We start from the raw sequence: 13,735 nt of genomic DNA on the forward strand, positions 1-13,735 counted from the left end.
GGCTCTATCGCTTTCGCTTGTCGTCGATTCCCTCAGAGGCTCCTTTCATGGCGATTTCTTCGCGCACCGAGAACACGCCCGCCGCGGCTGAAGCGGCCGATCGCACGCGCAGGATGCAGCGCGCGGCGTCGGCGGTGCTCTATACCGTTCTCGTGCTGGTCGCGGCTTACACCGCGCGCACCTTCATTCCCGCGGTCGTCTGGGCCATCGTGATCGCTATTGCGTTGTGGCCGGCGTTCGGCTGGCTCGAGCGGCGTCCAATCTTCCGGCAGCGTCATACGCTGCTCGCGGTGCTGCTGACGCTCGCGGTCGGCTTGCTATTCGTGGTGCCGTTCGCCGTCGTCGCCGCGCAGACCGCCGACGAAGCGCACGACATGCTGCAATGGTTCCATGACGTCCTGCGCACCGGCATTCCGATGCCCGCGTTCATACAGCGGCTGCCGACCGGCGCGCAGCAGGTCGCGCACTGGTGGCAGGCCAATCTCGCGACGCCGCTCGAATCGTCGCCGGCGGTCAAGAACCTGCACAGCGCGACGTTCGTGGCGATGACGCGGCACTTCGGCAGCCGCGTCGTGCATGGCCTCGTGATCTTCGGCTTCATGCTGATGACGCTCTTCTTCATCTTTCAGGCGGGCGCGAAGCTCGGCAGGCAACTGATCGCGGGCTCGCGGCGCGCGCTGGGCGCGGACGGCGCGGCGCTCTTGCAGCGCATGGCCGATTCGGTGCGCAGCACGGTCGTCGGACTGGTAGTCGTGGGATTGGGCGAGGGCGCATTGCTCGGCATCGCCTACGCCGTGACGGGCGTGCCGCACGCGACGCTGCTCGGCATGTTGACGGCGGTCGCCGCGATGCTGCCGTTCTGCGCGCCGATCGTCTTTCTCGGCTCGGCATTGTGGCTGCTGGCGCAAGGCTCGATGGTCGCGGCGGCGGGCGTGGCGATCTTCGGGCTCGTCGTGGTGTTCGTCTCGGAGCACTTCGTGCGGCCGGTGCTGATCGGCGGTTCGACGCGCCTGCCGTTTCTGCTCGTGCTGTTCGGCATTCTAGGCGGCGCGGAGACCTTCGGGCTGCTCGGGCTTTTCATCGGTCCGGCGCTGATGACGATTCTCGTCGTGCTGTGGACCGACTGGATTCGCGCCTGATCCGTGCGTTGAGTCAGTCGCCGCGTTCCTGCACGCACACCCACGGCGACACGACCACGGCCCACAACTCGGGATCGCGCGCGGCGAGATCGGCGGCTGTTTCGGCCTGCACGCGCTCGACGAGCCCCGCCGAAAGCCATTGCGTGACCTGCCGGGTGTCGTCGCTGGCGACGGCTTCGGCCACGCTCACGAGATCGAGATCGCGCTTCACCCAGATCAGCACGCCCTTCGCGAAGAAACGTTCGAGTTCCGACCAGCCGATCTGCGCGGTTTCGGCGAGGAGCTTCACATAGAGCGGGCTGGGATTGGCGGCGTTGGCGGCGTCGGTCATGGCGGGAATGCGATAAAAACGAAAGGCGTCCGACACTATAGCGCAGTGCCGGACGCCTTCTTTGCCGCCTAGGCGACGAGCAGCGATTACAGGTCGAAGAACACGGTCTCGTTCGGTCCGCGCAGATGAATGTCGAAGCGGTAAATGGTCGAGGCCGTGCCCGGCTCGCGCTTCGCGATCAGCGTGTGGCGGCGCTCGGCCGGCACGCTTTGCAGCACGGTGTCCTTCTCGTTCGCTTCGGCTTCGTCGTCGAAGTAAATGCGCGTGTACGAGTGCAGCAGCATGCCGCGCATCAACACGATCACGTCGAGGTGCGGCGCGGAATCGTCGGCGGTCGCGCCGGGCTTCACCGTATCGACGATAAAGCGCAGCTTCGGGTCCGTGCCGGTGCCGACGCGCGCAAAGCCGCGAAAGCCCGACTCGCGCGCTTCTTCCACGCTTTGCACGTAGCGGCCGTTCGCGTCGGCCTGGGCGACTTCGATCAGCGCATCGCCGATCGGCTTGCCTTCCGCGTCGAACACGTTGCCGACCACGGCAATGTGCTCGCCCGGCACTTCGCGGTCCGCCGCGGATGCGGTGAACAGGCTCTTCAGGTCGAAGTTGTACTGTTCGGGCACGAGGCCGTATGCGAAATACGGTCCGACGGTCTGCGAGGGCGTTTGCTTGAGGGTCGTCATGGTCACTCCGTCGGGGTCTCGTCCGGGCCGCGCAGCACGATGTCGAATTCGTAGCCGAGCGCGTAGTTTTCCTGCGTCGTATCGATGGAGAAGCGCGAAACCAGGCGATGCCGCGCATGCTCCGGAATGCCCTGGAAGATGGGATCGAGTTCGAGCAGCGGGTCGCCGGGGAAGTACATCTGCGTGACGAGGCGCGAGCCGAAGTATTCGCCGAAGAGCGAGAAGTGAATGTGATTCGGCCGCCACGCGTTCGGATGGTTGCCCCACGGATACGCGCCCGGCTTGATGGTCATGAAGCGGTAGCGGCCCTGATCGTCGGTCAGGCAGCGGCCCGCGCCGAGGAAGTTCGGGTCGAGCGGGGCGTCGTGCTGGTCGGCCTTGTGCACGTAGCGCCCGGCGGCATTCGCCTGCCACACTTCGACGAGCGTGTTGCGCACGGGGCGACCGCCTTCGTCGAGCACGCGGCCCGTCACGATGATGCGCTCGCCGAGCGGCGCGCCGTTTTTCGCGGCATTGCGCGTGAGGTCGTTGTCGTACATGCCGAGATCGTCCGCGCCGTACACGGGCACGCGGCGGTTGCGCAGGTTTTCCTTGAGCGGGATGAGCGGCAGCGAAGGACTGCGCGACACCGACGACCGGTAGCCCGGCGACAAGTACGGCGGATGCGATTCCCAGTCGCGCGGCGTGAGAATGGGGGACGTCATGTCACTGTCTCCTGATGATGTGACGTGAATAGGATATTTCTGGCGACTACTTTATCGAACGCGCCGAGTTATGGAAAATGACGTTTTATGCGGCGAACCATAACGGCTCTTCATGGATACGGACTTCACCAACACGCGCGTCAAGTTCCGACACTTGCAGTGCTTCCTGGCTGTGACGCAACTCGGCAGCGTCCAGCGCGCGGCCGATAGCCTGTCGATCACGCAGCCAGCCGTGTCGAAAACGATCGGCGAACTCGAATCCATTCTAGGCGTGCGGCTCTTCGAGCGAGGACGGCGTGGCGCGGTGCCCACGCGCGAGGGGCGGCTTTTCGCGCCGCACGCGAGCGCGTGCGTGGCATCGCTGCGCGAGGGCGTCGACATGCTGCTGCGGGAGCGCGGAGACGTGCCGGGCGCGGTGTCGATCGGCGTGCTGCCGACGGTCGCCAACGCGTTGCTGCCGCCCGCGTTCGCCGCCTTCCGGCAGCAATGGCCCGCGGTCTCGCTAAGCGTGCAGACCGACTCCAACGCGCCGCTGCTCGACCGTCTGAAGGCCGGCGAAGTCGATCTGGTGGTTGGGCGGCTGTCGGAACCGGAGGCCATGCACGGGCTGTCGTTCGAGCAGATTTATCGCGAGCCGCTCGCGGTGGCGGTGCGGCGCGATCATCCGCTCGTGTTCGAAACGCCGCTCACGCCGGCGCTGCTCACGCGCTTCGCCATCGTCGTGCCGCCGTTCGGCACGCTCATCCGGCAGTCCGCCGAGAGCATGCTGACCGCGTTCGGCGCGCATGCGCTCACGGCGCTCGTCGAAACGCTGTCGGTCTCGCTCGGACGCTCGCTCGCGCTTCATAACGACGCCGTCTGGTTCGTGCCTGCCGGCGCGGTCGAGCACGACATCGCGCTCGGGCTGCTGGTCGCGCTGCCGATGCCGTTCGCCGGCACCGACGAGCCCATCGGACTTATTCGCCGCAACGACGCCGCGCGCACGGCGGTGGAGGAATCGCTCGTGGATGCCATCCGCGAGGCGGGACGCTCGCGCGCGGCGACCAAATGACCGACGCCTGCGCGCGGCCCGCTGTTTGCTCAGGCAGCATTTACCGCGCAAATTTCGCGGGAACAAAATACTATGACGAAAGGGCGAATATGGCGTGCTCGCGGCATCCAAAGCAAACGTTCACGGTCAACCACTCGCTGCCGCCCGGCCCTCGTTCCCGCATTCAACCCGTGCCCGCACCGTTCGCACCATGAAGACCGTACTTCTCGTCGACGACGACCCCAGCACCATCGAAGCCTGGACTCTCTGCATGCAGGGCGAGGATTGCACTGTCCTCAGCGCATTCGACGGCAACCGGGCGTTATCGATCCTTGGCGAGCAGGCGGTGGACATCGTCGTGTCCGACTGGATGATGCCGGGCTTAGGCGGCGCGCTGCTCTGCCAGACGATGAAAAACGACGCGTCGCTCGCGCACATTCCGTTTCTGATGATTTCGGGGCATCCGAACCCGCCCGCGTTCGTCAGCTACGACGGGTATCTGCGCAAGCCGGTGGACACGGAAACGTTGCTCTCGGCGGTGAACCGGCTGTGCGCTGCGAAGAAACGCCCGCTTTATTAACGTAGTTCGGCGAGCGCGTCGTCCATCTGGTGCTGCGCGAGCCGGTTCAATTCCTGAGGAATTTCGCAATCCAGCGGCAGCGGCGGCGTGACGATCACGCGAATGTGCCCGCCGCGGTCCGGCCAGCCTTTCGCGGGCCATACCTTCCCGGCGTCGTGTACGACCGGCACCACGGGTACTTTCGTCGCGCAGGCGAGCCGCACGCCGCCCGAGGCGAGCTTGAGCGGCGCATCGTGGGCAACGCGCGTGCCTTCCGGAAAAATGACGACGGCATCGCCCTTTTTGAGCCGCGCCGCGCATTCCCGCGTGACCGCCTGATGCGCCTGGCGGATCGAGCCGCGATCGAGGCTCACCATGTCGAGACCGCGCAAAACCCAGCCGAAAAACGGAATCTTCATCAGTTCGCGCTTGAAGACGAAGCTGATGCGGCGCGGGAAGAGCGCCATGAACGCAAGCGTCTCCCACGTCGATTCGTGCCGGCTCAGGATGATGAACGGTCCTTGCGGCAGATGCTCCAGCCCTTCGACCGAGCACGTCACGCCGGCGATGACGCGCATCATCGCGACCATCGCGCGGCACCAGAGCTTCGCGAGCCAGTAGCGCCCGTTTCGGCCGACGAACGGGAAGAGCGGCAGGATCAGGATGGACCAGAGCGTGCCGCTGCCCAGCAGATAGGTAGCGAAGAGCCACTTGACGAGAGTGCGGCGCATCGGGCGTGGGAAGGTATCGAATTGAAGGAAGGCGGGTAAGGGCAGAAGCATAGCGTATCGCTCTTTCGGGAGCTTTCATGCGCTCTCCCGTGTCCGAATGCAACAATGGTCGCCATTCAACACTTTCGGGAAAGACGCGATGGATGCAGTGCCGGTTAATTTCGACGAGGGCATGCTCGACGTCGGCGACGGACATTCGATCTACTGGCGCGCGCAGGGCCCGCGCGACGCGCCCGCGCTGCTCGTCGTGCACGGCGGCCCCGGCGGCGCGATGAACGTGAAGTGGGCGGAGGTGCTCGGCGCGGACGCGTGGCGCGTCGTGTTCTTCGACCAGCGCGGCTGTGGCAAGTCGACGCCTTTCGGCAAGCTCGAACACAACGGCCTCGACGCGCTCGTCGGCGACATGGAAAAGCTGCGCGTCGCGCTTCGCATCGAGCGATGGGCGATTTTCGGCGGTTCGTGGGGCACGACGCTCGGACTCGCGTACGGCGTCGCGCATCCGGAACGTTGCACGGGCTTTCTGCTGCGCGGCGTGTTCCTCGCGCGCCAGGAGGATATCGACTGGTTCCTGTGGGACGTGCGTCGCGTGTTTCCGGAGGCGCACCGCGCGTTTCTCGACGCGATCGAAACCGCATGCGGCCAGCGCCCGGCGAACGCACAGGAAATTCTGACGCTCACCGAGGCGCCGCTTGCGCGCTTCGACGAGGCCGGCGCTCGGCTCGCGCGAGCGTGGACGCTGTATGAAACGACGCTATCGGTCGTCAACAAGCCGGCCACGGAACCCGCCGACGAGGACAAGCGGCCGAGCGCCGAAGCCAACGCCGCCGCGGTGTCCATGGCGCTGCTCGAGCGTCACTACATGGCGGAAGAGTTGCCGCCGACGCCGCTGTTGCCGCGCGTCGCGCGCATCGCGCATCTGCCGTGCCGAATCGTTCACGGGCGCTTCGACATGGTGTGTCCGGCGGATCAGGCGGTGGCGCTCGCGGCGCAGTGGCCGGGCGCGGAACTGGCCGTCGTGAGCGGCGCGGGACATTGGACGTTCGAGCCGGGCAACGTGGCGGCGCTGCGCACGGGCGCGGCGGCGCTTGCGGAAGCGATTCGCGGTGTGTGAAGGGGCGGGCGTCGGCGCGTCGGCGGCGCGTCGTCGGTAGTCGACGGTCGCGTCTGCGACGATGGCGAGGCTAATGTCACCGGCGGGTGACGTGCGCAGTTCAACGATCGGGGCAGCGGCGTGCGCGCGGCTTCGGCGAGCGGTCGGCTGTTACGGGTTGCGCTTGCGACGATGGCGAGCGCGTCACCTGTCTGATGGCGTGGGCGGACGAGCGAGCGAGGCAGCGGCGTCTGCGGCTTCGCCAGTCGAGGGTTGGGCTTGTGACGATGGCAAGCGTGTCCTGTCACCTGCCTGCTAGCGTGTGCGAACGAGCGATCGGGGCAGCGGCGTGCGCGCGGCTTCGGCGAGCGGTCGCCTGTTAAGGGTTGCGCCTGCGACGATGGCGAGCGCGTCACCTGTCTGCTGGCGTGGGCGGACGAGCGAGGCAGCGGCGTCCGCGGCTTCGCCAACCTTCGCCAGTCGAGGCTTGGGCTTGTGACGATGGCCAAGCGTGTCCCGTCATCTCCCTGCTAGCGTGTGCGGACGAGCGATCGGGGCAGCGGCGTGCGCGCGGCTTCGGCGAGCGGTTGCGAGTCGGCAGTTGCGCAGGGGAAGGTGGTGCGGTCGCCGCAGGACGACGCGAGGCTGACAGAGCGAGTTGCTCGCCACCTGCCGGTGAAGATGCGGACGAGCCTTGAAGGCAGCGGTGCGGGCGACATCGGCGAGCGTTCGCCAGTCAAAGGTTCTGCTTGCGACGATGGCAAGCGCGGCCCGTCACCTGCCTGCTAGCGTGCGCAGACGACCGATCAAGGCAACGGCGTGCGCGCGGCTTCCGCGAGACGTCGCCAGTCCAGATCGACGCCCGCGACGATGGTCCGCTCCCCGCGCCGCGTGGCGATAGCGAGCGTCACGCACAGCGACGTGCCGGTCACGGACAGATACGGCGCCGACGTGATGACCTGCTGCGGCTGCGCGCAGGCATCGACGAAATACGAGCGATTATCCCAGCGGCCGCGCGACGGATCCGCAATCGGCGCGAAACGCTCGCTGCGCCGCTTCGCGCAGACGCCGGGCAGCGCGGGCATGAACTCACGGCCGGCTTCGTCGAGAAAGAAACAGCTTACGGTGCTCGGCAGCGCCAGAATCTCGGCGCACGCGGACTCGCCGCTCGCGCCGCCCGCGAGGCGTCGCGCCGCCTGCGCGAGCCCGGCGCGATACGGCATCAGCAAGAGGTCACGCGTCAGGCGCTCGGTGCGGCGCGTCTGCGCGAGCGTGTCGAAAGCCTCCTCGATCAACGCGGTAGCCGCGCCGCCCGGCATCAGCCCTTCGCTCGGCTTGCCGAGGAGATAGCCCTGCACGAAATCGACGTTGGCACGCGCGGCGAGCAGCAGATCCTCGCGCGTCTCAATGCCTTCCGCCACCACGAACATGCCCGACTGATGCAGCAGATCGACGAGCTTCGGCAGCACCCAGTCGCTCAGATGCGCGCGCTTCTGCGCGTTTTGCACGCGAATGAGACTGCGATCGAGCTTGACGATGTCCGGGCGCATCGTCAGCAGCCGGTCGACGTTGGAGTGGCCGGCGCCGAAGTCATCGACCGCGACGAGAAAGCCCTCCGCGCGAAACGCCCGCGTCGCGCCGGCAATGCGTTCGACATCGATGCCGCCTGACTCCAGCACTTCGATCACGAGCTGCTCCGGCGCGAGCCCGGCATCGCGCGTGTGCTGCGCGAATTCGCGCGCATAGCCCGGATCGGTGAAGGTCGCCGGATTCATGTTGACGAAGAGCCACTGCGCGCTCGGCAAGAAGCCGGCGGCGCTGCGCAGATGCGTGAGATGGCTCAGGCGGTCCAGCTCGACGACCGTGCCCGCTACGATCGCGCGGCCGAAGAGATCGAACGGACCGATTAGCGGTTCGTCATCGCTCGCTACTTTTTTGCCGCGCAGCAGCGCCTCATAGCCGATTTCGCGTTGATGCGAAAGGCTGAAGATGGGCTGGACGTGCGTCGAGAGCGTGATGCCGTCGACGACTTCGGCGCGCCGCATCAATCTTTCACCCGTTCGCGCGGGGCGCGGCAGGCGCGCGCCCGCCAGCGGTCGTCAGCCAGAACAGACGAGGACGCGCACGGGTCGGCACACAGATCGGAGAACGGCAGCACGGCGGCGATGCAAAACTTGAAATGGGATGCACACGTTATCGGCGTGACCCACACGAACTTGAGGGCGCGCCGGGTTTGCCGGTCCACGTCCCGCGACCTATCTTTGAGGTTGCGGTGATACGATCGCGCTGCAACTACCTGGCGCGCGGCTCGTCGAACGCTGCATTCGAACTTCAAGAGAGACATCGATGGCGCAACAGAAAACCAATCCGAAACTTGAGCAGGCGCTGACGCGCGGCGATCTTGCGATCCGTCAGGCCAACTCGGGCCGCGCCACCGCGGTGCTGCGCGCGCTCGGCAAGATGATCGTGGAGGCATCGGCGACCATCGGCGTCGAGGCGCACGTCGTCATCCACGATGGCGACAAGATCTACGATCCCGCCGACGGTGTCTGGCCGCAGCAATTGCTCGTCTCGCTCGACGGCCCGGTCGAAGAGAACGATCCGGACGAGATCCGCACGGTTACGCTGCTCGCCGACACGCCGGGCACGGTGTTCCGGTGCGAATGGCAGCGCGCAGACGGCAATCTCGGCCGCCAGGAAGGCCGCCCGCTCGCCATGGTCGCCTTCATTACAGACGTCGATATTCCCTGGCTCGACGAAGAAGACTAAAGCGGCCTCTGCCAGCTCCACGAACGCGGATAGCGGCTGCGGCTGGATCCGCGTTTTCTTTTGACGGCGTCTGTCAGCGTCGAATGCGACCGCGCAAACGTTTCCGTCGGTGGTTTTCTATTTCGCAACCGCTTAAGAGTCATGTCTTATTTCTGCATTGACAGCTATTCTTCGAATTGCCTCTCGCGCGGGGTTTTGTCTCTGGCTTGCCCTCGTTTCGGTTCACCATTTTCGTGCACGATTATTCCCGTACGGCAGATGCTTATTCGCTTGTCGAAGCCTACCGGTCGATAATTCGTTTTAGAAGCTTTCCTCCACCGACATTGCCCGAAAGTTGCTCCTGAACAGCGGCAAGCGCGCACCCCGTTATTTGACTTCGTGAGAGGCTCGACACGCCGCATTGAGGGTCCTACCTACCATCAGCCCTCATCACGCGGCACATCCTAATCGCCGAGAAAAAATGGGGTTTAACAAATGGAACGTCTGGATCTTGCCAATCACGCCGCCGTCAACCAAGCAAATCAATTCGACAGCGCGCTTCGCCCGACGCTTACGGTCGTGCCCTCGCTTCAGAAAACCGAGCGCATGCCGTTTACTATTCGTATCGTCCGCGACGATGACGGGCTGCAAAAAGCCGTAAGCATCCGACGTTCTGCTTATGGGCGGCATCTGCCGGAGTTCGCCGAGAAAATGGCGGTCGAGCGTTCCGATCGCGATCCCGGCACGGCTGTGCTGCTCGCGGAGTCGAAGCTCGACGGCGCGCCGCTCGGCACCATGCGCATTCAAACCAATGCGTACGGCCCGCTCGCCGTCGAACAGTCGATCACGCTGCCGGATCACCTCGCGACGAGCCGTCTCGCCGAAGCGACGCGGCTGGGAGTGGCGGGCGGCATGGTCGGCCGTGTCGTGAAGGTGGCGCTGTGCAAGGCGTTGTGGATGTTCTGCGAATTGCACGACATCGACTGGATGGTGATTACCGCGCGCGCGCCGCTCGACCGCGAATATGAGGCAATGTTGTTCAGAGATGTTTTCGGTGCGAATGAATATCTGCCGATGTCGCATGTCGGTGGGTTACCGCACCGAGTATTGGCGAAAGAAGTGGCTGTCGCGCGGCAGCGTTGGGAAGAAGCGCGTCATCCATTGTTCAACTATATGGTGAACACGCATCATCCGGACATCGATCTGCAATCTGTCGATTTATCTTTTGATTGGGAAACGGTAGGATGCCCGGAGGCGCCGTTGATGGCTTATGGCCGTTAATGGCACCGCCGTTTTTAGGGTTGCACCAACGAAGGTAAAAAGTAATTAACCGGACCCCGGCGCGGTCCGGTTGGCCAAAAAGGCAGCGGTGACGGCGTGCCGTCCCGCTGTTCGCCAATGCTGGCGCGACGGGGCGCTGGCGGCGTGAACGGGGGTTGTCCAGGTATGGCGTCGGTTATTCCAGCTTCCTTATCGAGATTCAAAAGAAGCGGCTCGTGGATCGACGACGCGCTGTACGCGGTTGCCGTCTATGCGGTGCCGTTGCTCATCGCGATCGGCACCATCGCCACGCTTTACTTCCTGCCGCGCCAGTACGAATCGCGCGGGGCCATTGCGCTGCCGCTGCGCGTCGTGGCGGACGAAGGCGAGCAGTTGCAGCCCGCCGAGGCGCTCACTGCGCTGAGCGGAGCGGCGCCCGTCCAGCGTTACAGCACCCATCTTTCTGAGAAGCCCGTGTGGTTCATGTTCACTGCGCCCCCAATGGGCGGCGAGCTGACGACCACGGTGGAATTGCCTTCGCGTCATGCGCAAACGCTTGCCTGCTGGGACGCAGCAACGTTGCTTCCGCTCGGCCGCGCCGACCGGGATTCGGCGAGCGGGTCGATGCATCCGGTCAAGGCCGGCTTTTTCATTCAGGCGGGACGCCTCGCGCAACCCGAGACCATCCTTTGCCGCGGCACGTATTCCGGTCCGGCGCAGATCAACGCGCTCGCGTGGGACTGGCAGGGCCTGCGCAGTTCCGCGCTCGACTTTCAGGAAAGCTCCGGTCTGATCGCGGGCGGCCTCCTGACGCTCGCCGTCTTCGTTTTCGTCACGGCTCTCATCAACCGCGAGTGGACGTACGTCATCTTCGCGGTATGGCTCGTCGGCAATCTTCGGCTCTGCGCGAACGCGATGGGTTGGGACATGCAGTGGCTCGGCCGCGTGCTCCCGTCGGAATTCATGATGCCGCTGCGGCAGATCACGTTCGCCGCCTACTATCTGCTGACCGCCGCGCTCTTTGCGCAGCTGTTCCGTCGCGAGCTACGCGTGGTCGGTTATCGGTGGCTGCTAAGGGTCATTCAGTACGTGGGCATCGTGCTGCTAGTGGCGGCGCTCGCGTTGCCTTATTCGCTGTTCATCCCGACGCTGTGGATCATCGCGGGATTCGGCATCTGCGTGCTGGTGTTCTTCCTCGTGCGCCTCGTGTGGATGGCGCGTTCGCGGACCGTGCTGTGGTATGTCGCGTCGCTTGCCATCGTGCTGTTCGCCACTTTTTCGGAGGTGCTCGGGGCCGCGTTCGGCGTGAAGCTGCTCCTGAGCGGCGTCAACACGGTCATGGCCGCGCTGTCGTCGAGCATGATGGCCGCGTTCGCCATCGCCGAGCAGATGCGCGCCGAACGCGACGTCCGCCGGCAGGCGCAGATGGAACTGCGCAATACCTATGAAGTCACGCCCATCGGGCTCTTCACGCTCGACGAGAACGGCCACTTCGTCCGCGCCAACCCCGCGTTGCGCGCCATGCTCGACCTGCAAAAAGGCGAGTACAAGCTGCGTCACTGGCATGACTACTTCGAGCCCGGCGCGTGGGGCGCGTTGCAGGCGCTTGCGTCGAAGGGCAGCGACGGCGAACTGGAAATGAGCGGTTCGGTGGAACGCGGCACCGGCGAGCGGCGCTACCTGCTGAAGGCTATACGCTCGAACGGCTGGATAGAAGGTTCACTGCAGGACACGACCGAACGTTCGAAAGCGGTCGAGCGCTTGCGCTTTCTCGCCGAACACGATCCGCTCACCGGTTCGCTGAACCGCCGCGGCGTCGAGAAAGCGATCGCCGCGCAGAACGAGGAATCGCTGCCTTGGGCGCTCGCGTATGTCGATCTCGACCGCTTCAAGCTCGTCAACGATCTCTTCGGGCATCGCAGCGGGGACGAAGTCTTGCGGCAAGTTGCCGCGCGCACGCGGGCGCATTTTGCGCGCAGCTATCCGGTCGGCCGCATTGGCGGCGACGAGTTCGTATGCGTGATGAACGACACGTCGATCGAAGACGCCATCGCGCAATGCCGCGAGCTCATCTCCATACTGAGCGACGCGCCGTATCAGGTCGGCAATCGCGCGTTTCAGGTGAAGGCGTCGATCGGGCTCGTGGAATGTTCGCAGGGCGTGCGCGTGCAAGACGCGCTTTCGCACGCCGACCGCGCGTGCCGCGAAGCCAAGAAGGTCGCGCACACGCACTTGGTCACGTATCGCAAGGGCGCGGCGGCGTTCGAGGAACGCGCGGAAGAACTGAAGCTCGTCGAAACGCTGGGCCGCAATCGCCTGCCGCCCGGCCTCTTTCTCGTGATGCAGCCGATCATGTCGCTGCGCGCGCCGAACGAATCGCTGAACTTCGAAGTGCTGCTGCGCATGCGCGCGCCCGACGGGACAACGCTGCCGGCGGGCAAGGTCATTGTGGCGGCGGAGGAATCGGGGAATATCGCGGCGATCGACCGCTGGGTGATTTCGACGCTGCTCGAATGGATCGAGACGCACCGCCACGAATTGAAGAACACGCAGTTCATCTGCGTGAACTTGTCCGGCGGCTCGCTCAACGACGAGCAGTTCATGGAGGACATCTTCGCGCTCTTCGCGCGGCACCAGTCGGTCGTCCAGTATCTGTGCCTCGAGATTACCGAGAGCGTCGCGCTGCACGACCTCGAAAACACGCAGCGTTTCATTGCGCGCGTTCACGAGATGGGCGGCAAGATCGCGCTCGACGATTTCGGCGCGGGTTATACGTCGTTCAAATACCTGAAGTCGCTTTCGGCGGATGCGCTCAAGATCGACGGCGAATTCGTGCGCTCGATGTGCGAGCATCCGGCGGATATCGCGATCGTGGAGGCTATCGTCGCGCTGGCGCGCAATCTCGGCATGCGAAGCGTGGCGGAGTGGGTCGAAGATATCGATACGCTGCGCGCGTTGCAGGAAATCGGCGTCGATTACGTGCAGGGCTTTCTGGTCGCGCGGCCGCAGGACAGTTCGGCCATTCTGGCGGCACGCTCGGCGGCGAGCTTCGTCAAAGACCCGGAGGTCGTCAGCTTCGTGCAGTGTCTGTCGGAACCGGCGCAGGCCATTGCCATCGACTTCGAGCGGCGCGCGCGCGCCGCAAGCACGCACTGATAATCGGCGCGTTTTTGGCGGCCGGGCTCAGGCCGCCTTCATTTCACTCAGAATCTTTTCCGCCGCAATGGGAATGCGCGAGTCATCCCATTGCGCAAGCCATTGCAGTTCTTTGCGCGTGAAATAGCCGGCGTGATTTCGAAGGGCATATTGAAGCGCATCGACAACGTGATCGCGAATGATTTGCGGCGCATTATCGTCTGTGATGACTGCGTGAAAAGCTTCGAGTGTGCTCATATCGCGTTTGTCTCAATCGGGGCATTGCGGAACGGCCTTCAACATAACCGGCCAAAATACGCGGATGAAATAG

Annotated in this window: 13 protein-coding genes; 7 read left to right on the forward strand and 6 right to left on the reverse strand. The window is 64.7% G+C overall.

From position 1 onward, the window contains the following. Positions 1–47: 47 nt before the first annotated feature. Positions 48–1,139, forward strand: a complete 1,092-nt coding sequence (locus NCR37_RS14555) for an AI-2E family transporter (RefSeq protein ID WP_250473588.1) — start codon at positions 48–50, stop codon at positions 1,137–1,139. Between the two features lie 13 nt (positions 1,140–1,152). Here NCR37_RS14555 and NCR37_RS14560 read toward each other — a convergent pair whose 3' ends face one another. From NCR37_RS14560 to pcaH, 3 genes are all read right to left on the reverse strand, one after another. Then, positions 1,153–1,470, reverse strand: a complete 318-nt coding sequence (locus NCR37_RS14560) for a DUF2288 domain-containing protein (RefSeq protein ID WP_250473589.1) — start codon at positions 1,468–1,470, stop codon at positions 1,153–1,155. A gap of 86 nt (positions 1,471–1,556) precedes the next feature. Continuing rightward, entirely contained in the window at positions 1,557–2,147 is a 591-nt protein-coding gene (gene pcaG, locus NCR37_RS14565) for a protocatechuate 3,4-dioxygenase subunit alpha (RefSeq protein ID WP_250473590.1), read from the reverse strand. A gap of 2 nt (positions 2,148–2,149) precedes the next feature. After that, entirely contained in the window at positions 2,150–2,851 is a 702-nt protein-coding gene (pcaH, locus tag NCR37_RS14570; RefSeq protein WP_175941150.1) for a protocatechuate 3,4-dioxygenase subunit beta, read from the reverse strand. Positions 2,852–2,963: 112 nt separating this feature from the next. Here pcaH and pcaQ point away from each other — a divergent pair, with 112 nt between their 5' ends. After that, positions 2,964–3,902, forward strand: coding sequence for a pca operon transcription factor PcaQ (pcaQ, locus tag NCR37_RS14575; RefSeq protein ID WP_250473591.1), 939 nt, complete (start codon positions 2,964–2,966; stop codon positions 3,900–3,902). Between the two features lie 190 nt (positions 3,903–4,092). Next, positions 4,093–4,461: a response regulator gene (locus NCR37_RS14580; protein ID WP_206469330.1), complete on the forward strand. Its 369-nt coding sequence runs from the start codon at positions 4,093–4,095 to the stop codon at positions 4,459–4,461. Here NCR37_RS14580 and NCR37_RS14585 read toward each other — a convergent pair. After that, positions 4,458–5,171 carry a lysophospholipid acyltransferase family protein gene (locus tag NCR37_RS14585; RefSeq protein ID WP_250473592.1) on the reverse strand — a complete coding sequence of 238 codons (714 nt, stop codon included), beginning with the start codon at positions 5,169–5,171 and terminating at the stop codon, positions 4,458–4,460. The genes NCR37_RS14580 and NCR37_RS14585 overlap by 4 nt on opposite strands. A gap of 139 nt (positions 5,172–5,310) precedes the next feature. Here NCR37_RS14585 and pip point away from each other — a divergent pair, with 139 nt between their 5' ends. After that, a complete protein-coding gene (gene pip, locus NCR37_RS14590) occupies positions 5,311–6,282 on the forward strand; it encodes a prolyl aminopeptidase (RefSeq protein WP_250473593.1) in 972 nt (323 codons plus the stop codon). Positions 6,283–7,067: 785 nt separating this feature from the next. Here the strand turns inward: pip and NCR37_RS14595 are convergent. Continuing rightward, positions 7,068–8,306, reverse strand: a complete 1,239-nt coding sequence (locus NCR37_RS14595; RefSeq protein ID WP_250473594.1) for an EAL domain-containing protein — start codon at positions 8,304–8,306, stop codon at positions 7,068–7,070. Between the two features lie 301 nt (positions 8,307–8,607). Between NCR37_RS14595 and NCR37_RS14600 the strand changes: the two genes are divergently transcribed. From NCR37_RS14600 to NCR37_RS14610, 3 genes are all read left to right on the forward strand, one after another. Continuing rightward, positions 8,608–9,030 (forward strand): hypothetical protein, encoded by a 423-nt coding sequence (locus NCR37_RS14600; RefSeq protein ID WP_159834340.1) that lies wholly within the window; start codon positions 8,608–8,610, stop codon positions 9,028–9,030. A gap of 474 nt (positions 9,031–9,504) precedes the next feature. Further along, positions 9,505–10,290, forward strand: a complete 786-nt coding sequence (locus NCR37_RS14605; RefSeq protein WP_175941162.1) for an N-acyl amino acid synthase FeeM domain-containing protein — start codon at positions 9,505–9,507, stop codon at positions 10,288–10,290. Positions 10,291–10,455: 165 nt separating this feature from the next. Beyond that, complete coding sequence (locus NCR37_RS14610; RefSeq protein WP_250473595.1) at positions 10,456–13,425, forward strand: putative bifunctional diguanylate cyclase/phosphodiesterase; 2,970 nt, start codon at positions 10,456–10,458, stop codon at positions 13,423–13,425. Between the two features lie 27 nt (positions 13,426–13,452). On the opposite strand, the gene NCR37_RS14615 is transcribed toward NCR37_RS14610, so the two are convergent. After that, positions 13,453–13,662, reverse strand: coding sequence for a hypothetical protein (locus NCR37_RS14615; protein ID WP_250473596.1), 210 nt, complete (start codon positions 13,660–13,662; stop codon positions 13,453–13,455). Positions 13,663–13,735 lie beyond the last annotated feature (73 nt).

This window comes from Caballeronia sp. GAFFF1 (assembly GCF_023630705.1).
Taxonomy (GTDB): domain Bacteria; phylum Pseudomonadota; class Gammaproteobacteria; order Burkholderiales; family Burkholderiaceae; genus Caballeronia.